We start from the raw sequence: 19,341 nt of genomic DNA, 5'->3' as shown, positions 1-19,341 counted from the left end.
CGGGGGAGCTGTTGATCGCCATCCTGGTGCCGGCCTTGACGAAATGGCTGGCCAGGGCGGTGGAGCCGCCGAGGGCGGCGGCGCTGAGGTCGGAGCCACGTCGCAGATGAAGCCCGGCACATCACCTTCGCCCGTGCCGCCATGCGGGACTCCGTCAGACGCACCCCGCCCGCCCGCCTCGCTGTACAGCGCCAGCGGATGGGCGTGCGTGCCGTAGCGGTCACCAAGCTACTCGTCAACAACCGCGTCTATCTGGACATGGGCCTGGACCCGCGCGCGGCTCGTAGCCAGCTACGCACCGACCCCCACTTCCGAGAAACGCTGCTGTGGAGTGGAGCCAGGGTCGTCCCGTTCCTGAGAGACATCGGCATGATCACCTCGGCCGACAAGCACTGGTGGCGGCACGCCGGTCTTCTCCCTGAGCCGCAGCCCGGGGCCGACACGGCGTGGCGGACCCGCCGTGCGGCCGGGAAGGCAGCAGGCGCGGGCGGGCCTGCTCAGTGCCCCAGACACTGCACGTCGGCAGTCGGGTCACAGTAGATCTCGTCGCTGCCATCGGCACAGTCCCTGTCACCGTCGCACACCAGAGAAGCGTCGATGCAGCTGCCGTCGCCGCACGCGACGAAGCCGTCCGGGCACGTGTGCTCGTCCGGCGGGGCGAGGGGGCCGCAGGTGGCCGAGCCCATGACGAGGTCCGCGGAGCCGTCCAGTGCGCGTGCGTGCAGGGCGTTGACGGTCAAGGCGCCCTGGGCGGTCGACTGCTCGTTGACCGTCAGTTCGAGCACGGGCGCGACGGCGGGGTACCGGATCACGGTGTTGGGTGCCGGGCTCGCGGGCAGCTCGGTAGTTCCCACCGAGGCCCGGGTGAGCGTGGTGACGCCCCGCGTTCCCAAGCCCCTCTGAGCCCGGCACGTGACGGAAACCTGCTCGGCGGCGAGGCGCCCGATCACCGCGTAGACACTGACGTCATCGACGGTTGCCTTGGCTCGCTCTACGTCGCTGTCGTAGGAAACGGCGGCGGAGGCAGCCCCAGTCATGATGCGGTTCGGCCCTCGTCCGATGCCGATTCCCATGGTCGAGGCGCTGGGGCGGGTACTGGTCGCCAGCGGGGTCGGTTCGGCCCGGAGGGTCGGCAGCCGGCCACCGACACCGTAGGCGCGGAGGGATGCAGGCGTGGCGGTGCCCACCTCGTTCCGGTCCACCGCCAAGCAGCCGTCACGCACCACTGATCGTCCACACGATCCCCGGTTTCGGAAACCGGGGATCGTGGTGTATGTATCCGCCAGCAGGTAGTGCTTACCTGACGCGCACGCTGTAGGTTTTCTGGTCGACCTTTTCCGCATCGCGGGCCAGCAGGCCATCAGCCGCCAGCCTTTCAAGGCTCGCCTCGGCCGCGCGGGGGGTGAGGTCAAGGGCCTGAGCTGCTCCGGCCGGGCTCACCTTCGGCTGGGCCGCTACGTAGGCGAGGACGTACCGGTCGCAACGGAGGCGGCGTTGAGCTTGATCCACGGTGAGCAGGCTGCCAGCCCACAGGAGCAAGGCAGTCGACAGAAGCAATCGACCCGCATCCGGTTGAGAAAGCACCGCGTTTAGTGCACAGAAGAGCAGAAGGGAAGTACAGAAGAGAATGTGAAGGTAGCGAAGCAGCATTCGGGAGAAATGACCTCCTTGGTCAATGCCATGGTTGGGGACAGGAGGGGGATCCATCGGAATCCCCCGCTCGATCACGGCTGTGTAGATTGACATGCCGCTGTCCCGTATTCCAGTCCTCCCAGCGAATTCCTTGTCTGCCGTGAGCAATCCCGACCGTAGGGCGGGTTCACCCTCGGGCAGTCGTGCCGGCCCCTAGGGCCTGTCCGATGGGTCGCGTGACAGGCTGACTGGTGAATCGCTCCGTTCGTTGTGGGGCCGGGTGATCTGACAGATGCGGAGTGGGCCCGGCTGGCACCGCACCTGCCAAAGAGCGCAGGCCGAGGCGGGCGGTGGAAGAGCCACCGGGTGGTAATCAACGACATTCTCTTCCGGCAACGGACCGGCATCCCGTGGCGGAACCTGCCCATGCGATTCGGCCAGTGGAAGACGGTGCATGACAGGCACCGCAGATGGTCGGCGGACGGTACCTGGGACAAGATCTTGCAGGCAGTCCAAGCCGATGCCGATAGCGAGGGCCGTCTCGACTGGACGATGGCGGGGTGGACTCGACGGTCTGCCGGGCGCATCAGCATGCGGCCGGTGCACGCAAGCAGCCTCCGTGCTCCCCGGCAGGCGAAGTCGGCCCGCTCATCATCGGGACGACGAAGGGCTGGGCCGTTCCCGAGGAGGGCTGACCACGAAGATCCATTTGGTAGGTGAAGGTGGGCGGCGTCCGCTGAGGCATACAGCTCCCGCCTCAACCGCCGCTATCTGCGACGCAGACAGATCTGGCACACCATCCCCGAGCGCCGCGACCAGCAAGCCCACCGGCAAAACCGCGGTAGCAAGGGCGGGCGGCCCACCGGCTTCGACCGGGCCCGGTATGCCACAGGAACGAGGTCGAGCGCACGATCAACGCCCTCAAAGGGTTCCGTGTCGTGGCCACTCGATTCGACAAACGGGCTTACGTCTTCCACGGCACGGTGACCGTCACCGCGATCCGGCTCTGGCTCCGCTCCTGAGCCCCTTCTCGCCTGCTTCCGCCCCGCCCTGGCCTACCGCAGGACGGGTCGGTTGGCGGATGTGTACTCGGCCGCGATGTCAAAGACGCTGGCACAGCGTGGGCACTCAGCCTTGCCGAAGAGGTAGGCGATTCCGTCAGCGAGTGCCTCGCGCCCGTCGCGGACGGCAGTCTCGTACATCCACCGGCTGGTACCGGAGAGTGCCTCGGAGGGCGTCGGCCGTAGGTCACGGCGGTCCACGTCGCCCCGGTTCCAGTCCCGGATCGCTGCATAGCGCCCGTGGTCCCCGATGGCGATCGTCACTTTTACGGCGCAGTGGGGGCATGCCAGGTGGTAGAAGTCGTCCGTGAAGTCCCCCAGGGCGGCACTCCAGTGGTACTCCTCCATGGCCGCGAGCGAATCGAGGAAGGCCGGGAGGTAGTCGACTGGCCGCGATTGCAGGTGCCGGTCCAGCAACTTGCGGAACCCGGAGATTTCGTCGGCGCAGCCCGCCAGTAGGTCATCGCAGCCATGGTGTCCTGCCGCGCACCGCAGGATCGTTCCCGCTAGTCCACGCGCCTGTGCGCTCCTGGAGGCAAGGCAGATCAAGCGCGGCAAGGCGGCAAAGCTGGCGGGGAAGACGAGGTCGCGTTCGAGGACCAGCCGGTATCCCAGTTCCTTCCATGCTTCGGCGTCGTCCTCGAGCTCCACCTGTGCCAGAAGCGCGGGGACTCGATCGACATCCCCGTAGCAGTCGTGCATCTGCGTCCAGTTCACCACCTGGGCATTAAAGCGCCTCATGGCGGCCTGGATGGGCATCCCTGTTCTTGACCCATCGGACAGGCCCTAGTACTGAACCCCATCCGGATGCCCTCGGCTGGCGATCGACATGCCGAGGCATGTTTGCCATCCCCCCGCCACGTTCCGGGCCATTGGGGATGCATTGCGGTGGCTACCGGGCCGATTGGGCTGATGCCCGAGTGGAGACATCAGGACGTGGTCCTGCTGGCAAGCGTGGTGGAGGGCGTCTACGACCTAGAGCTTGGCGGCCCGTACTGCCGGCAGTCACCGAGGCTGTCGACGATCACGCCGGCAGGCAGAGAGCCCAGGGCTGATCCGGCGGGCGCTCAGCCGGCCTGCGCGCCGGCGTCGCGTACCTCGAACAGGGGGAGCGCCCCCGTCACACTGAGCAGCCGGTGCAGCTGGTCCGGCAGCGGCCCCTGGAGGACCAGCGGGCCGGTGTTGCGCAGTTGGATCAAGGTGTTGAGGAAGGACGAGTCAGCGAAGGCCACATCCTTCACGTCGAGCACCACCAGCCCTGCGTCCGCGTCCACCCGGTCGCAGGCGGCCGCGAGTTCACCGACCGTCTCCTGATCGAACTCGCCTGCGCAGCTCACGACAAACCTGCCGTGCGCGTCGTAGCGAACCGTCACCCTCGACGACTCCATACAGACCTCCGGCCTCGCAGTCCATCGGCGCAAACCGTCTTCCACCTGCACCGTACGGGGCAGCGCGCCGAAAGGACAGCATGCCCCACACCACAGTCCTACCACCGCCGGCCCGGTGCTGTGGACCTCAGCGGGGCGGTACGAGGCGGAAGGACCACACCAGGGTGCGCTGCGCGACCTCGACGTGGCCTCCTTCGAACGGCTCATGTGGCCGCGGGGCAGGCAGTCGCTATCGCCAACCTCTACAGCCACGGCAACGAGGTCACCGGCGCACTCCCCGGCACCTTCTGATCCGGAACGCAGGTCCGCACCGTGCTCGCGGTCCGGCCGGCGGGGCACAGACAGAGGAGAGCAGCGGAACCGGGCCGGTGAGAGCGGCGGTCACGGTCCCCGGGTGGCCGCCCCTTCCTGATGCGTGTCCTGTGTCATCGAAATTCGGGTTGGAAGGCGTGCTCGATGTGGGGGTCTGTGGGTGTGTCGCCGAACAGCTCGTGGAGACGTGTCTGCATGGCGGGCCGCAGGGGGTGGCGGCGGCCGTGCCGGCGTTCGGGATAGCGCTCGACCAAGGGCACGAAGAGAAAGCCGGAACGGCCGAAGTGCACGAGTGGGTCTGGGGCCCCGGTGGCCACGAGGTCGGCGATGAGGTCCAGGTAGAGGGAGTGGTAGCCGGTTTCGCGGCGGCGGGCGTGCTGGGCGTGGGCGGTGGGCTGGTGGTTGTCGACGTGGTAGATGTCCAGGGCTGCGGTCTTGGCGAGGTCCATGGAGATGGCGTCGCAGATGGCGGAGTCCATCCGCCATGTCCACGTGATCTCGTTGAGGTCGCACACCTGGCCGCATACCTGTTCGATGGCGATGGCGGCGCCGTAGGTGTTGGCGGTGTACGTCCGGTAGATCACGGCGTCCCAGACGCTCTCCAGGTCGTTGAGGCGTGGATGCAGGGCTCGGTGGGTCTTCTCGGCGTACTGGAGCAGGTACTGGCGGGCCATGGCCAGCATGGCGTGCACGCCGTGACGGCCCCATCCCTGGTGGTCCAGGGCGACGGCGAGGTCGGCGGCGGAGCGCTCGTAGAGCCGGAATCGGCCCGTCACCAGGTCGAGGGGCGGGATGCAGAGATCGTCCACGATGCTGGTGAGGGCGACGTAGTGCACGGCGGCGGGCTGGATGTCGTAACGGTCACCGCACCACAGCGCCATCCACTGCAGGACGTCGCGGCAGATGTAGCGGCACAGCTCGGTCGCGGAGGCCGCGTGCTTCTTCGACCAGTCGGTGTAGTCCAGTGCGGCCGTCGCACCCGCATCGGTCCTCGTGATGCTCTGTCTCAGCAGGGGCCAGAGGCTGAGTTCGTGGACCTGGGGTGTGCCGGGCTGGTAGCCGCCGCCCATGAGGCCGAACAGTTCGGCGGTGCGCCGGGTGTAGTGGGAAGCCGGCGAGCGCGGTGGCGCGTCGGGCGGGCGGGTGCGGGGGTAGTGCAGGAAGGGACAACCCGGTCCCTCGTCACAACGGGGTCCGCACCACAAGCTGTGTGCCGCATCGAGGAGTTCGGTGGTAGAGCTGACACGCCCCAGCTCTCCCCATAATTGAGTGGCGGAGTCCAAGGCGGTGTATACGTCCCTCATGTCCGTTGAGGATAAGCACCGGCGGCGGATGCGGGAAGGACCTGCACGAACATCGACTCTCTGAGAGCGCCTTCACTCCCCGGAACGGCATGTCGGGTGGGACCTGTGATGCCATCGCGGGTCGCAGCCCGCAGGTTTCCCCCGCAGCGGAGCCGGTCGCCGTCAACGGCCTCTGTCGCCTGGGGTCGGAGAGCCCGGCGTTCGCTTCGGTCGGCGTGAGATGTCGGTGCCTGCTCGTCCGCGCCGCACCGGCATCGGGACGGCCCGGGCGCTGGGCGCGCGGGCACCGGGCTATCGGCATGACTTGTTTCGGCCATTCGCGGTCAAACCGTCCGGAGAGAAGGGCGCGTCTCTACGCTTTCCGGTGGTGCCGGCGCGTGTCCGGCCGTGGGTGACACGGAGGCTGGGATGGGCGACGGTACGGGCATCGACGCAGCCCGCAGCGAGCAGGCGCGGGCACGGCGTCTGGAGCGGTGGCAGGCCCTGCTGTCGGGGACCGGGGAAGGGCTGCGGACGCAGGCGGTGCGCCGTGGCGGGCCGGTGAATCTCATGACGGGGGTGTGGCTGCACGCCGCGGCTCGATACGAGCAGGGGCTGGAGCTGACGGAGCTGGAGCAGGCTCTGCTGGAGCCGCTGAAGCGGGTGCTGGGCGAGGAGGAGGTACGCGGGATCGGTAGCCTGTACCTCGGGCAGCGCCGACGGGGGGCGGTGGCGCTCGTGCCGCAGACGGTTGCCCGGCGCGACCTGGAGCAGGGGTTCACCCGTGAGCAGTACTGGACGGCGGTACGTGAACTGGTGCCGTTGATCGGCGCGATGCCAAACATGGCCGTGATGGACGCGGCGGTCCTGGCTTCGGGTGAGGCCGGGGACAGCCCGCAGTTCACCGCCGCGCTGGGCGAGTACGGTTTCGGCGTCACCGGTTACCTCTCGGAGACAGGCAGCGAGGAGACGAACGCCGCCCGCTCTCACACTTCGTTCCGGGCCCGTCTGGAGTGGAGCAGTTTCTACTGCCACAAGGCGGTCGGGGACCAGTGGGGCGGCAGGGACGAGATCTACTGGACCGCCGCGTGCAACGCCGCCGACTACCAGCACACCACCCGCACCGGGGAGACCGGGTCGGTCACCGAGGGCGAGAGCTACCCGGTAGCGGGTGATCACGTTTCCGGCGACAAGGCGTTCTTCGACACCACCCTCGCCGGGTGTGGCACGTCGGTCATCACCATCTGGGAGGCGGATCAGTCCAACGCGGAGTGGTACGCGGCGCTGGGCGAGGCGCTCCAGCAGGTGGTCGACTCCCTCAAGTACCACGACATGTTCCTGAGCCTGATGCCCAACATGGAACTGCTCGGCCACATGTACACGGCCGTGAGCATGCTCGCCACGATCTGGGAGTCGCTGCGCAACAAGGACGACCTGGTCCTCACGCGCGGTATCGCCTTCGGCCCGTCGGCCCTGGGTGCCATCTACGAGAGCCAGAACCACACTGCGAGCTGGAGGTTCGACGCCTCCTCCGAAGGCATGGGTGACTTCTCCCTCACCGTCCGCTACACGGGCGACGAACCCGTGGTGCCGGTCGGCAGCAGCAGCCTGATCTCCGCCGGCTGGCCCGGCCTGGCCGGCACCGCCTACACCGCCGGCCTCGACGCTGTCTGCAACGTCCCGACCAGCGCCAGCGACCTCTACCTCTTCAAGGGCGAACAGTACCTGCGCTACAACGCGCTCACGGAAGAGATCGTCGCGGGCCCCAAGAGCATCGCCGGTTCCTGGACGGGCCTGGACGGCACCGCATTCACCTACGGCATCGACGCGGCCTGCCAGGTGCCGGGCACCACCACCGACGTCTACCTGTTCAAGGGCCCGCACTACATGCGCTACAACGTCTCCACCGAGAAGGCACACGCCGAACCCGACTTGATCATGTTCAACTGGCCGGGCCTGTTCGGCACCTCGTTCATGAGCGGAGTCGACGCCGCCTGCCCGGTCCCCGGCCACACCAACGACCTCTACCTCTTCAAGGGCGACCAGTACGTACGCTACGACCGGCACGCCGAGAAGATCGTCAACGGTCCCTGGAGCATCAGCGCGGGCTGGCCCTCGGTACAGGGAACCACCTTCGCGTACTCGCTGTCCGCGGCGTGCGCCACTCCCGGCAGCAACGATGTCATCTACCTCTTCAAGAACGACCGCTACCGCCGGTACACCATCTGACCCCACCGCCTCCCAAAGGAGCAAAGACCAGACCGCGCGGCCAGGTCACCACGCGCCCTGCGCAGCCATGCCCGGATACGGTCCTTCTGGCTGTCCCGAAGGCCGACGGGGATGGCCCGGTGTCGCGCTACGACCTGCACCGGCGCCTCGCAGCCGCAAACCGGCTTCCTGGCCCTGGGCACCTGGGCCCGGCCGGATCCCTCTGCATGTGAGTGAGTGTTTGGGAACTCAGAACGCGACCTGGAGGGTTTCTTTTGATTCGGAAGGGTCGTTACCGATGGCTGGGCTATCTCGTTTTGCCGGGTATGACTACACACCGAACTTTGACTGTCCTTGGTGTTGCCGCTGCGGCGTTCAGTTCTGCACTAGCCACTGCCGCGCCCGCTGCGGCGGGCGGGATCGGTGACTTCCTCAGTCCCGCATTTGGCACCGCCTGTAAGAACCTGAACAACGGCGCCGTGGCCAGCGGACCTACCAGCCACGGAACCGGTGCCATCGGTGGCAACGTGGCAGGCGTGCCGGTGGGCGGCGCGCTGAATCAATGTGGAGGTGCGGACCTCCCTCTCTCCAGGTTCTTCCCGGCCAAGCCCGTTCAACGTGTTTGCGAGAGCGCCCCTGTCTCGCAGGGCGCCGACATGTCGCGTGCCGATAATGCGGATGTCGCAGGTGGTGTCCTTGCCTTCGTTGCTCGAGTACCCAAAGGTGATTGCTGAGGAGGCGAGGGATGAGGGTATTGCTGGCGGCTGACCGGAGCAGGGTAAATCCCGTGGGAGCTTGCGGCCGTTGATTTTCTTCCGGCGGCGAACCATTTCGCGGGCTTCGGAGCGTCGTGAGTGCTGACGGTGCCGCGGCCGATAGACAGGTCTGGTGACAGACCGTGAGTCGGAGGACGGCGCCGAGGAAGAGTCGCAGCCGGAGCTGTGTGACTGGTGCGGGGCCGTGGTGTCGGACAGCACCGAGTGGTACTCGGTTGTCCCGGACTCGTCGGCTGTCCACTCGTCCGACCCGGTGTTGGATGGGAAGCGGATGGTGGTCGGGTGTTCGCGTGAGCACCTGGCCGAGCTGGTCGAGCAGTACAAACGTCGGCCGTTCGTCGCCGGCGAACTCTTCGCGGGGAAGATCGCCCGCGTCCTCGAACAGCATCCTGAAGGGCTCAGTGAGGAAGATCTGGTCCGGGAGACTGGACTGACGGCGGCCCAGATCGAGGTCGGGGCGATGTGGCAGAACCTGGAGTTTCTGCGCTGGCGCAAGGAGTTCGGGGACGACTCGGAGCCCAGCGAATGACCAGGTCAGCCAACAGGTTCCAGCTTTCTGGCCCAGGCGGTGGCTGTCCCCGTGCGGGTAAGGCGCTTGGTCATCAGTGTGATCGCGGCCCAGGTGATCAGCGTCTCGGAGTGCTGGACGAGCCGTTCGTAGTCGCGGGCATGCCGGCGGGCGTTCATCATCCAGGCCAGCGAGCGCTCGACGACCCAGCGGCGGGGCAGGATGACGAAACCGGAGCTGTCCTTTGGGCGGCTGACGGTCTTGATCGTCAGGTTCAGATGACGCTTTGCCCAGGTCACGAGCTTTCCCGCGTAGGCCCGGTCAGCCCAGACGATGGTGATCTCGGGGTGCATCAACCGCAGCCGGAACAGCACTTCCTTCGCCGCGGCGGAGTCGTGCAGGTCGGCAGGTGTGACCATGACGAACAGCGGCAGGCCCTTGGTGTCCACGACCAGGTGCCGCTTGCGGCCATTGATCTTTTTGCCCGCGTCGTAGCCCCGGGAGTCCTTGCCGACGGTCGAAGCCGCCTTCACGGACTGGGAGTCGATGATCGTGGCCACGGCTCTGGGGCCTTTGCCCATGCCCCGGCGGATCCGACCGGCGAGGACGTCGCGGATCTGGCCGACGATCCCGGCCGCCGCCCAGCGGGCCATGAACCCCCAAACGGTCCTCCATGGAGGGAAATCCGCAGGCAGGGCCCTCCATTTGCAGCCGGTATCCACGACATAGCGGATCGCGTCCACGATCTCGCGGCGGGGATGTTTCTCCGGCCGGCCGCCCCGGGCGGTGTCGCAGGCCGGCGTCGGCAGCAGCGGCTCGATCAGGGCCCACTCGGCGTCTGAGGTGTCCGAGGGATAGCTGGCGCGACGCATGTCCCTCCCCATCTGACCTGCGGCGGTGGCCGACCGGCTTCGCCGGCCGGCCACCGCGCGAGGGTGAACGGTCAGGCATTGGCGATGAGGTCGAGGGTGGATTCGATGGAGTTGAGCTGGGCGACGATGTGCTTGACCCACTTGTCGTTCGGGTGGGCGGCGGCATGCGGGGCGACGGTGCCGGTGATGAACCGGCGGAACTGGGTCAGCTTCTCGCTGACCACCGCCCGTTCGTATGCCTCCAGCGCGGCCCGTTCGGCACCGAGCTGGTAGCCGTCCGGCCTGGTCCAGATCAGCGGCGGCCAGCCCTTGGACGCGGCCTCGTCTTTCAGGGCGCCGAGGCCGGCCCTGACCTGGCAGGGGGAGAGATCCGCCGCGCGGACCAGCTGGGCGAAGTCCAGTCCGGCCGGGCGGGCTTCGAACAGCACGAAGCGGATGGTGTCGGCATGGCGTCTGGCCGCGTCTCCCTTCTTGCGTGAGGCGCGGGGCATGATCACTCGCCTTTCAGCATGCGGGCGAGCTCGTCGTCCATGTCGACCTTGCCGGTGTCGATCGCTGTTTCGATCCAGTCCAGCGTCGCCTTCACCTTGGCGACGTTCTGGTGCACGATCGCGCGTTCGTCCTCGGACAGCGTCCGGTCCCGCAGGCCGGGAACGGCGCGGCCGGCCGCGGCGACGAACGAGTGGCAGGCGGTGACCAGGTCCAGGAACTCCACCGTGCGGTCGATGCTGCGGACGGCCGGCGCGACGGGGTTCGTGCGCTCGAAGTAGTCGTGGGCTTGCCGACTGCGTTCAGCCTGGGCAGAGTTGACCTGGAAGCGGGCCGTGTCATCGCTCATCGCTTTGAACGCGACGTCCGGCCGCCGGAGCAGACTGGTCGCGGCGGTGGTCGCCACCGCCTCGTCGCGGGTGAACTCCTCCACCACCCGGACCTTGTCCTCCGCCGACACTTTGGCCGCGACCTGCGGACGCTTCAGGAAGTCGGTGGTCACGGTTGCTGCGACCTCCGCGTCCCGGGCCAGCGAGTGGATCGCGGTGACCTTCTCCTGCGGCGTGATCGGCGTCTCCACCTGCTGCCCCACCCGCCGGTTGGCGTCGTCGGTGGTCCAGCGGGCCTTGCCGTCCGGCGGCGTCAGGATTGCCGCGAACCGCTCGTCCTCGTCCTCGATGTTCGCCAGCGACCGGTGGACCGTGTAGGACGCGATCTTCGGTTGCCGCTTGCCCTTCGGCCAGCGGGAGGCCACCCACCTGGCCGTTTTCACCGTGCCGGCGCTCAGACCGATGTCCTCGGCGAGCCGTTTCAGCGACTGCTCGACGGTGTACTCGCTCTCTCCGACCACACCGCCGCGCTGCCTCATCGGCTCGACCTCAAGGGCGCGGTCCCCGATCGTGAACTGCCCCCGGGTCTGCTGTTCGACGACTTCCCGCAGCTCGACCACGATCTGTTCGTAGCGGGACTGGCTGACGGCACCGATGTTCTCGTTGTCCTCGGACATGGCTTTCACCACCCAAGTACGGGCCAGGGCACGGCACTTCGAGCCGCGACGGGACAGGGCCCGCATCCGTCACCGAGAGTCCGACTGCAAATAGGAAGATCACAACGAACGATCGAAATTGACCGGCCCATGACCGAAGCGGGACTCAGGATGCGTTCGTTCAGCGGTCACTGTGACCGGTCCGCGAACGGTTCCTTCCGGCTCCTCCAAGCCCGCACGACACACCGCCGTGAGCAGTAGCGGGCGTCCGAGCGGCGATCGACACCCGCCACCCAACAGGCCCCGCACTCCGGACACTTGACCATGCCAGCCTCGTCCCGGACGGCCGCCAGACGCTTCCGCAGCCGGCGTTCCTTCCGCCACTGCCTGGAACGACACACCGACGAGCAGAACGCGGCACCGGGCCGGGCATCCGGCCTCAGCCGTTCCCCGCAGGCCCGACAGTTCCTCTCTCCGGCCCTCGCAGCGTCCTCAGACACCAGCCCAGCCTAGGGCGCAAAACTACCCAGAACCGGGGATCAGAAACAGCTACTGAGGGAGGAACCTACCCGCGGGGACGCGGTATGGGTCCTCCCCGCCCAGCCCGGCGGCCCGTCGAACATGGCCTTCTTCCAGGTCTGCGTGTACCGGGCCCGCTGACCGGCGCGGGCTCAGGGGCTGGAGCGGCTGGCCGGGGGCAGGACGCGCAGGAGGTCCCACAGGAGACGGGAGCCTGCGGCCTTGGGGGCACAGGACATCACAGTTGCCGCTAGCTCCAGAGCCAGCATCGACTTGCCCTCAAATTCGAACAGGTGGCCTAATTGGGGTATGGCGCGAGCACCCTTCCCATCCGATCTTGTACAGGCTCAGGTCCGGGCGATCTGGGCCTACGACGCCCTCGCACAGCAGCCTCCTGGCACGGCTACCGCCTCACTGCGGCACGAGCTGATCGAGGCCCTGCGCGATCTTTACGCCCACCCGCACTGGGCGATGCCCGGCACTTCCCCGACCGACATGGTCGAGCTGCGTCGCCTGGCCCGAGCCCGCCTGTGGGTCTCGGCAGCATAGAGAGGCGATCACCCGTGGCCACCCCCCGTCCGCCAACCGCTGCACCGGCACCCGGGGCCGGCGAGCCGAGCGACTTCGTTCCCCCGCCGGTGCAGATCCTGCTGCCCCAGGGCGAAGCCACGGGGTTGCTGTGGGAGCGGCGCCAGCTCGCCGGTGGCTGGGTATACCTGGTCTCGATCAACCTGTGGGTCTGTGACGAGGACGGCGTGATGACCACGGCGTCCACCCGCATGTGGGTAGACGCCCCCCATCACGCCCGGCCCCGCATCGATGTCGACCCGGCCGCATACGCGGGCGTCCCGACCTATCCCCTGCCGGCTCCGGATTCGGTGGAGCGGCAGCTCGGTCCCGGGCGACCGCCTGGCTGGGTCGCGCAGACGCTGCGCTGGCGGGGTCCTGACCGCGCCGTCATCCACGCGTCCGACTGCGAAGAGGCCCCGCCGGGCCGACCGGCCATGACCTTGCAGCAGGCCCTTGATCGCGCCGAGCGGCCGGGCACTCGCCTGTGTGCGCTATGCGGGGCCGCCCATGAGCTCGGACCATTGCTGAGAGGGTTCAGTCGGGGATTCGATTAGACAGGGGGAGGAGGCGCCTCCCTGTGCCGACAGCCATCATGCGTGTCTGAGTCTGCGGGTCGAGCACTGCCTAACCGGTTTTCGGGGGCGCACCGAATGCGCAGCAAACCATGCGATTTACGGGCGTTCGGTTACATCGGGCAGCAAACCGGGCTATCGCGAAGCCTTTAGTCGAACCTGTTTTCCCCTGTCGGGTGTCCGAGCCTTTTGCCTGCTGCGTCACCCCGCCCACGCCATGTGTGCATGTAGCACGTTTTGCACGCTGCGCTCAGAGCCGAGTAGACCCCGACACCGCAAAGCCTCCCCACACTCCAGGGAACGCCACGCCAGCGGCCACTTACCGACACCATGATTCACTTACGCACATTCGCATTTTTCCCATCTGCACGAGCGGACTCCGCCGGACGTGAGGGTTCCGCTTCAGAGAGCGGAGGAGCTGCGGGCGTTGACCCGATCGGGGGCCTCCGACCTGCGCATTCCCTGCAAGCTAATTCCTCTCACCCCAGAAGCGAAAATATTGTGCGCGACAAGCTTCCGAGTCGACGTAATTTCTATCGCAACTTCGCCGCACATTCGATCGATACCGATCACTTCGATCACGCGCTTGCAGGTGGCAAAAGTTGCACGAAGGGAATGTTTTGCGAAGCGGAGCGAAGACACCTGGTGTGACGATATGGTGGCTCTAAGCACACAGCTTGATGATGGCCGTCAGCGCGCAGATGGCCCCGGGTGGCACCCCGGGGCCATTGCGGTCAGGCCATCAAACTCCGAACGGAAAAGAGGAATTTCATGACCTCCGGAGCGACCCGGGAGCCTGCTATGACTCCCCCGGCTCACCCTCAGGGCATTATCCCGCCCAAGGACGCGGATGAAACCCGCTGGTCCTCGTTGATCGACTTCCGCCTGTGCGGAAGCTTCTTCCTTGTCGCCGTCCTGACGGTCGTCGTCGTCTTCGTGCTCTTCGGGCCGCATGCCGCCGACTTTTGGCCCTTCCTGTTGCCGGTGCTGCCGGTGCTGGTGATGGTCAGCCGCCGCAGCATGGTGCGCGTGGTGCGCATCTACCAGGTCTGACCCCTTCACGGGTGCGGGCCGCTTCACGGCGGCCTGCACCCGGCCTTGGCCAGCCGGATTCCCGGCGCGGCGGGCGACCGCCCGCGGGGCAGCGAAGGGAGAACACCGATGGCGACGCCATCACAGGCGACCCGGTGCGAGTACTGCCTGGGTCCCATCAAACACTCGACGGCGGGCGGACGCCCCCGTACCTACTGCCAGCCCCTGTGCAGGAGGCGGGCTCAGCGCGAACGGGACCGTGCACGCGTGCCGCGGTCCGCGCGGCTGGCGTGGCACCCGATCACCCACGACCTGGTCACCAACACCCTCCACCTCCACCGCAGCAAGCATCTGCCCCTCAAGGACGTCTGCGCGCTCGCCGGCGACGTGGCCATGGACGCGGAGTGCCTGGTGGCCGTGGCGGTCGATGCCGCCCGCAGCAGGGGTGAGGAGTGGTCCGAGATCGCGGCGGCGGCAGGGTGCAGCGAAGCCTCGGCGCGGGCGAAATGGGGCGGTTCCAAGGTCGCCCGCCTGCTCTCCGCACGCCGGCCCGCACACGTAAGAATCGACTGGGACCCCGCCACGGTTTCGGCGGAGGTAGCCCATCCACCGCGCCAGGGAGGGCGAACGACGGTGCCCCCGGCCGAGCCCCGCGGGCTCGGCTCCGCCCTGCGCACCCTGTACAGGACGGCCCGGACAAGCCTCGCCCGGGTGTCGGCCGCCACCGGCCTGTCCGGCCCCACGGTCGCGGCCCTGCTCGGCGACCGGACGGTGGCCTCCTGGCCGGAGGTCTACGCCCTCGCCCATGCGCTGGGCGGCGATCCGGAGGACCTACGGCATCTGTGGGACTGCGCCGCAGGAAGCCGGGCCGCTCCCGAAGCGAACGAGGAGAGCGCACGGTTGGCCGCGGCCCTGCGCGGTGCCCTGCTGGCTGCCGGATCACCGCAGCTCACCAACGTGTGCCCGCCCGAGATCGAGCCGACCGTCATACAGGCAGCCCTCCGGGGGAGGGACGTCCCACCCTGGTCGGTCCTGCACGTCCTCCTCGCCGGTCTCGGAGCGGACCCAGGTTCTTTCGAGCCCTTATGGCTGGCCGCCCGAGTGGCACACCTGTCCGAGAGGGAAGGAGGACTCCGGCCATGAGGCGGACCCGCATCTCCGGTATCCGGATCGGGTTCGAAGCCTTCTGTGAAGCGAACAGGGAGTCCTACGTCCGGTACGCCGAGACGTGGGTCGACGACCGCGCGGAAGCCCTGCGCTGCGTCCAGGCCGTCCTCGACGCCCTGGAGCCTCGATGGGTAAGCGTGCTGGGCACGCAGTCCCCCGCAGCACGGGTCTGGGAGGACCTTCGTACCGCCGCCGCACACCGGACGCCGGACGCCGGCAGCCCCAGCCCGGCGGAGAAATTCCATGCTGTCCTGCGCAACGACCAGGCCGACATCGTCCTCCTCCACCGTGACCTGCGTCTGCCGCTCGATGATGCCGCCCACCTGATGGGCCTGCCCGAGCCCAGCGCGCAGGCCCTGCTGCGCGGAGCCGAACGCGATCTCGGCGAACGGTTTCAGGCATAAAAAGGCCGCCCGGCGCACGCCCGAAAAGCAGGGCGTGCGCCGGGCGTTTTCGCGCCCCGCGCCCGGCGTAACTGGCCATCACTGCACTCATCAGAGTGACTAGCCGCCGACGATGCTCAATCCTAGGATGAGTCCTTACATCCAGGCAGAGTTGGCCCAGACCAGGGCCCAGGGGAGCACGTATGACCTACGGGGAGAAACCCCAAACTCACGTGATCGACAGCAGTCACGCCAGCGCGGCACGCATGTACGACTGGCTCTTAGGCGGCACCCAGAACTACGAGGTCGACAGGACCGCTTGCGCGAAGCTCCTGGAGATCGCCCCGAGCACCCAGCAGCTGGCTCGCAACAACCGTGATTTCCTCCGGCGGGTCGTACGCTTCCTCGCCGAGGAGAAGGGCATCACCCAGTTCCTCGACCACGGCAGCGGCCTGCCCACGCAGGACAACGTCCACGAAGTCGCCCAGCGGATCCACCGCGACGCCAAAGTCGTCTACGTCGACAACGATCCGATGGTCCTCGCCCACGCCGAGACCTACCTCGACGACAACGAGCACACCATGGTCATCGACCTCGACATGCGACGCACGAAGGCCATAAGAGCTGCCACCAGCGACTTCCTCGACTGGACCAAGCCCATCGCCGCCCTGTTCGTCTCCGTCCTGCACTGCATCCCCGACACCGAGGACGAGAGCGACCCGGCCGCCCTGATAAGGGCCGTCTCCGACCAGCTCCCGCACGGCAGCTACATGGTCATCTGCCAGCTCGTCAGCCACGACGAGACAGTCCGCGACGGCGTCACCCGGCTCATGCGGAACGCCACCGAGGACAGATGGGGACGCGTACGCGAACCCGACGAAGTGAGACGCTACTTCGACACCCTGGACATCCTCGAACCCCCCGGCCTGGTCGACGTGATCGACTGGTACCCCGACTCCCCGCCTCCTCCCAAGGAGATGCGGCTGACCGACTGGATCGAGTGGGGCGGCGTCGGCCGCGTCAGAACCACGCGCTGACCCTGCGCGGAGCAGCCGGCGCGGAATCCGGCCTCAGCCCGGCTGCTCCGCCGCCAGCCCCTCCCAGTGGACAACGGCCTGCTCCAAGGCATCGGCGTTGTCCTGGCCCTTGTAGACGTTGGCCCGGAGGTTGGTCAGCAGCTTCCGGAGACGGTCCAGCTGGTGCTTGCTCGTGATGTAGTTCGCGCCGTCCGCGTGCTCCGAGTACGCCAGCTCCTGACTCTGCCCGTCTTCGTAGGTCATGTGATAGACCGACGTCGGAGGAGCTATGTACCAGTCCGGGAGAATCCACACGCTGACGTTCCTGGTCGCGTGCGCAGCGCGAAGGAAGCGCATCTGCTCGGCCATCATGCCGGCAGGCCCGAAGGGCTGATACAGGACCTTCTCCCAGATCAATGCCACGAAGTTGGGACGCCGGTGGCCGAGCATCAGCTGGCGCTGCTTCCTGAGTCCGACGATGAGCTCGATCTCGTTCTCGGGCCGGTCCAGCTCTATGATCCGGGTCAGCGCACGTGCGTATTCCTCCGTCTGCAAGAGCCCGGGGACCACACGGGACTCGTAGACGGTGATCCATTCAGCAAGGCGCTCCAAGCGGATGAGCCGCTTGAGGTAGTTCGGCGTCACGTCAGCGAACCGCAAGAACAGGTCTTCGTTCCCGGTCTGGTGGTGAAGCTGGTCGAGAAGAGCGCGCTCCTCGCGGGAGACACCATAGAACAGAGCAAGGTCGTTCAAGTCGCGGTACTTGATGGGGCTCTGGCCGTGCTCCATCCTGCTGATCTTCGACGTGGATCCGCGGATCACCCGCGCCGCGTCCGCCAGCTTGTAACCCCGCCGTTCACGGTGGGCCCGCAGCTCCTCACCCAGCATCCTGCCGCTGAGGCGGTCTCCGCCATCCTGCATCGGCACTACCAGCGCGTCGCGGTCGGGCTGACGCATGTGAGCGGCGGGCATACGGTCTCCGGCATATTACGGACAGTCATTTGTCCACAGAATGCAGGAGAGATGCCCGCCGCCACAAACTATGGCCAGAGCGTTACCTTACGTGCGGTTCAGACCTCAAGGCAGTCGAACTCATCCGCCTTGGCGCCCACCAGGAATGCGCTCCACTCACCCCGCGTGAACACCAGGGCCGGCCCCTCGGGGAACCGTGAGTTCCGGAGGGCAACCGAGCCGCCCCCCAGCCCGGCAGCCTCGACACACTCCCCAGAACCGATGCTCGCGCTCGCCTTCCTCCACGTAACGCCCTGGATGGACTCTGCCGAGATCCCGTTCTCCACCACCATCTCCACGACTTCCCTCTCTATCGACCTCTATCGACCGCGGCCCGCCCTGCCCAATTCCCATACGGGAACCCGAAGAGCCGCAGATGCAAGAGTAAGAGCCCTCCCCTGCATGGTCATTTCCCCGAAAGAGTGCAGTTCGATTCCTCTTTTCGAATAATCGGATCTATGAGGCGCTGCGGCGGATCTCCCGCGCACGGAGCTTCCAGCTGCGGCGGTGACGAAGATAGGACTGGCTCGTGACCCCGATCGCGGGACGTCTCTTTTCGGAATCTGCCGGGCGAGTCCGAGGTTTGTGAGGCCATGCAACGCGAGGGGGGTGGGCACTGGACCGTACTCGCACACCCTGAGAGGGCGGCGAGGTGCAGTGTTGGCGCGGCTCGCCGGGACAGCTCCGCTCGAGCGGAGGAGACGGTCCGAAGACGGCCGTGACCTCGTCAATCGCCGGGGCACCTCCGTTCGCGCGGAGAAGACCCGCGGAGTCCGGGGACTCCTGCTTGCCGCAGGACGGGACACCTCCGCCCACGCGGAGAAGACTCCGGGAAGGGTCCGGTGGCGCCCTTCGTCGTCGGGACACCTCCGCCCGCGCGGAGAAGACCAGACGTAGACGTTGCCGCCCTCGTCCTGGAACGGGACACCTCCGCCCGCGCGGAGAAGACACGTGCGGTGGGTGCGGCGAGCGCACGTACTGCGGGACACCTCCGCCCGCGCGGAGAAGACGCCGCCGTACCAGGCGTCCCAGGTGTACATGGCGGGACACCTCCGCCCGCGCGGAGAAGACGTCGAGTACCGGGGCCGCGGCGCCTGGGGCATCGGGACACCTCCGCCCGCGCGGAGAAGACGCCACGGGCCCGTAGTCGGCCTCGGGGCCCTCCGGGACACCTCCGCCAGCGCGGAGAAGACGCCTTGAGCGGGTCGCCGGCCACGGCGTCCTCCGGGACACCTCCGCCCGCGCGGAGAAGACCTGCACCCGCTGCCGGGACCGCTTGAGGTCCGCGGGACACCTCCGCCCGCGCGGAGAAGACCTGGGCATGGAGGTCCTGGACGCCCAGGTGGTCGGGACACCTCCGCCCGCGCGGAGAAGACGAGACGATCCGCTACACCGCCGACGTCGTCCTCGGGACACCTCCGCCCGCGCGGAGAAGACTCCGACGTGATGTCGAGGCTGTGGCCGTTCTCCGGGACACCTCCGCCCGCGCGGAGAAGACGTCGAGCCAGGCCAGCGCCACCCCGGTCCGGCCGGGACACCTCCGCCCGCGCGGAGAAG

17 protein-coding genes, 3 pseudogenes and 1 CRISPR repeat array (1 of these 21 only partly in view) are annotated in these 19,341 nt (G+C 67.6%); of the genes and pseudogenes, 9 read left to right on the top strand and 11 right to left on the bottom strand.

Going from position 1 to position 19,341, the window contains the following annotated elements:
• Positions 1-94 (bottom strand): annotated as a pseudogene (locus ABZ873_RS22965) (DUF4126 domain-containing protein); the annotation flags it as partial.
• A gap of 47 nt (positions 95-141) precedes the next feature.
• On the opposite strand from ABZ873_RS22965, the gene ABZ873_RS22960 reads away from it, so the two are divergent.
• Positions 142-540, top strand: coding sequence for a diiron oxygenase (locus tag ABZ873_RS22960; protein ID WP_360875137.1), 399 nt, complete (start codon positions 142-144; stop codon positions 538-540).
• Here the strand turns inward: ABZ873_RS22960 and ABZ873_RS22955 are convergent.
• Positions 498-1,202, bottom strand: a complete 705-nt coding sequence (locus tag ABZ873_RS22955) for an LDL receptor domain-containing protein (RefSeq protein ID WP_360875134.1) — start codon at positions 1,200-1,202, stop codon at positions 498-500. The two genes, ABZ873_RS22960 and ABZ873_RS22955, sit on opposite strands and share 43 nt — an antisense overlap.
• Before the next feature lie 94 nt (positions 1,203-1,296).
• Positions 1,297-1,650: a hypothetical protein gene (locus ABZ873_RS22950; RefSeq protein ID WP_360875132.1), complete on the bottom strand. Its 354-nt coding sequence runs from the start codon at positions 1,648-1,650 to the stop codon at positions 1,297-1,299.
• Positions 1,651-1,902: 252 nt separating this feature from the next.
• On the opposite strand from ABZ873_RS22950, the pseudogene ABZ873_RS22945 reads away from it, so the two are divergent.
• Positions 1,903-2,654: pseudogene (locus ABZ873_RS22945) on the top strand (IS5 family transposase).
• Between the two features lie 33 nt (positions 2,655-2,687).
• Here the strand turns inward: ABZ873_RS22945 and ABZ873_RS22940 are convergent.
• The 3 genes from ABZ873_RS22940 to ABZ873_RS22930 form a co-directional block, all read right to left on the bottom strand.
• The gene (locus ABZ873_RS22940; protein ID WP_360875129.1) at positions 2,688-3,452 is read right to left on the bottom strand and encodes a hypothetical protein; all 765 of its coding nucleotides are present in this window, start codon (positions 3,450-3,452) and stop codon (positions 2,688-2,690) included.
• Positions 3,453-3,760: 308 nt separating this feature from the next.
• Positions 3,761-4,066 (bottom strand): STAS domain-containing protein, encoded by a 306-nt coding sequence (locus ABZ873_RS22935; protein WP_360875126.1) that lies wholly within the window; start codon positions 4,064-4,066, stop codon positions 3,761-3,763.
• Between the two features lie 440 nt (positions 4,067-4,506).
• Complete coding sequence (locus ABZ873_RS22930) at positions 4,507-5,463, bottom strand: hypothetical protein (RefSeq protein ID WP_360875123.1); 957 nt, start codon at positions 5,461-5,463, stop codon at positions 4,507-4,509.
• Between the two features lie 642 nt (positions 5,464-6,105).
• Between ABZ873_RS22930 and ABZ873_RS22925 the strand changes: the two genes are divergently transcribed.
• Positions 6,106-7,905 carry a hypothetical protein gene (locus ABZ873_RS22925; protein ID WP_360875120.1) on the top strand — a complete coding sequence of 600 codons (1,800 nt, stop codon included), beginning with the start codon at positions 6,106-6,108 and terminating at the stop codon, positions 7,903-7,905.
• Positions 7,906-8,772: 867 nt separating this feature from the next.
• Entirely contained in the window at positions 8,773-9,189 is a 417-nt protein-coding gene (locus ABZ873_RS22920) for a hypothetical protein (protein ID WP_360875146.1), read from the top strand.
• Here the strand turns inward: ABZ873_RS22920 and ABZ873_RS22915 are convergent.
• The 3 genes and pseudogenes from ABZ873_RS22915 to ABZ873_RS22905 all read right to left on the bottom strand — a co-directional run.
• A pseudogene (locus ABZ873_RS22915) lies at positions 9,129-10,040 on the bottom strand (IS5 family transposase); the annotation flags it as partial. The gene ABZ873_RS22920 and the pseudogene ABZ873_RS22915 overlap by 61 nt on opposite strands.
• Before the next feature lie 71 nt (positions 10,041-10,111).
• The gene (locus tag ABZ873_RS22910; RefSeq protein WP_360875117.1) at positions 10,112-10,531 is read right to left on the bottom strand and encodes a RacP protein; all 420 of its coding nucleotides are present in this window, start codon (positions 10,529-10,531) and stop codon (positions 10,112-10,114) included.
• A gap of 2 nt (positions 10,532-10,533) precedes the next feature.
• Positions 10,534-11,535, bottom strand: a complete 1,002-nt coding sequence (locus tag ABZ873_RS22905) for a DUF6192 family protein (RefSeq protein ID WP_360875114.1) — start codon at positions 11,533-11,535, stop codon at positions 10,534-10,536.
• 1,136 nt (positions 11,536-12,671) lie between these two features.
• Here ABZ873_RS22905 and ABZ873_RS22900 point away from each other — a divergent pair.
• The 5 genes from ABZ873_RS22900 (at position 12,672) to ABZ873_RS22880 (ending at position 16,794) form a co-directional block, all read left to right on the top strand.
• Positions 12,672-13,157, top strand: coding sequence for a DUF6233 domain-containing protein (locus ABZ873_RS22900; RefSeq protein WP_360875111.1), 486 nt, complete (start codon positions 12,672-12,674; stop codon positions 13,155-13,157).
• An 819-nt stretch (positions 13,158-13,976) separates the two neighbouring features.
• Positions 13,977-14,228 carry a hypothetical protein gene (locus ABZ873_RS22895; RefSeq protein WP_360875108.1) on the top strand — a complete coding sequence of 84 codons (252 nt, stop codon included), beginning with the start codon at positions 13,977-13,979 and terminating at the stop codon, positions 14,226-14,228.
• A 246-nt stretch (positions 14,229-14,474) separates the two neighbouring features.
• Positions 14,475-15,350: a helix-turn-helix transcriptional regulator gene (locus tag ABZ873_RS22890; RefSeq protein WP_360875105.1), complete on the top strand. Its 876-nt coding sequence runs from the start codon at positions 14,475-14,477 to the stop codon at positions 15,348-15,350.
• Positions 15,347-15,778, top strand: coding sequence for a hypothetical protein (locus tag ABZ873_RS22885; protein WP_360875102.1), 432 nt, complete (start codon positions 15,347-15,349; stop codon positions 15,776-15,778). The genes ABZ873_RS22890 and ABZ873_RS22885 overlap by 4 nt, the downstream gene beginning before the upstream one ends.
• Positions 15,779-15,960: 182 nt before the next feature.
• Positions 15,961-16,794 carry an SAM-dependent methyltransferase gene (locus ABZ873_RS22880; RefSeq protein WP_360875099.1) on the top strand — a complete coding sequence of 278 codons (834 nt, stop codon included), beginning with the start codon at positions 15,961-15,963 and terminating at the stop codon, positions 16,792-16,794.
• A gap of 33 nt (positions 16,795-16,827) precedes the next feature.
• On the opposite strand, the gene ABZ873_RS22875 is transcribed toward ABZ873_RS22880, so the two are convergent.
• Positions 16,828-17,730 (bottom strand): helix-turn-helix transcriptional regulator, encoded by a 903-nt coding sequence (locus ABZ873_RS22875; protein ID WP_360875096.1) that lies wholly within the window; start codon positions 17,728-17,730, stop codon positions 16,828-16,830.
• A 113-nt stretch (positions 17,731-17,843) separates the two neighbouring features.
• Positions 17,844-18,077, bottom strand: a complete 234-nt coding sequence (locus ABZ873_RS22870; RefSeq protein WP_360875143.1) for a DUF397 domain-containing protein — start codon at positions 18,075-18,077, stop codon at positions 17,844-17,846.
• Positions 18,078-18,458: 381 nt separating this feature from the next.
• Positions 18,459-19,341: direct repeats of the CRISPR family, unit length 29 nt; unit sequence CGGGACACCTCCGCCCGCGCGGAGAAGAC (it continues 605 nt past the right edge of the window).

Origin of the sequence: Streptomyces sp. NPDC047014, from assembly GCF_040644195.1 — a bacterium.
Classification (GTDB): domain Bacteria; phylum Actinomycetota; class Actinomycetes; order Streptomycetales; family Streptomycetaceae; genus Streptomyces.
This window is presented reverse-complemented; position numbering and strand designations above follow the sequence as displayed.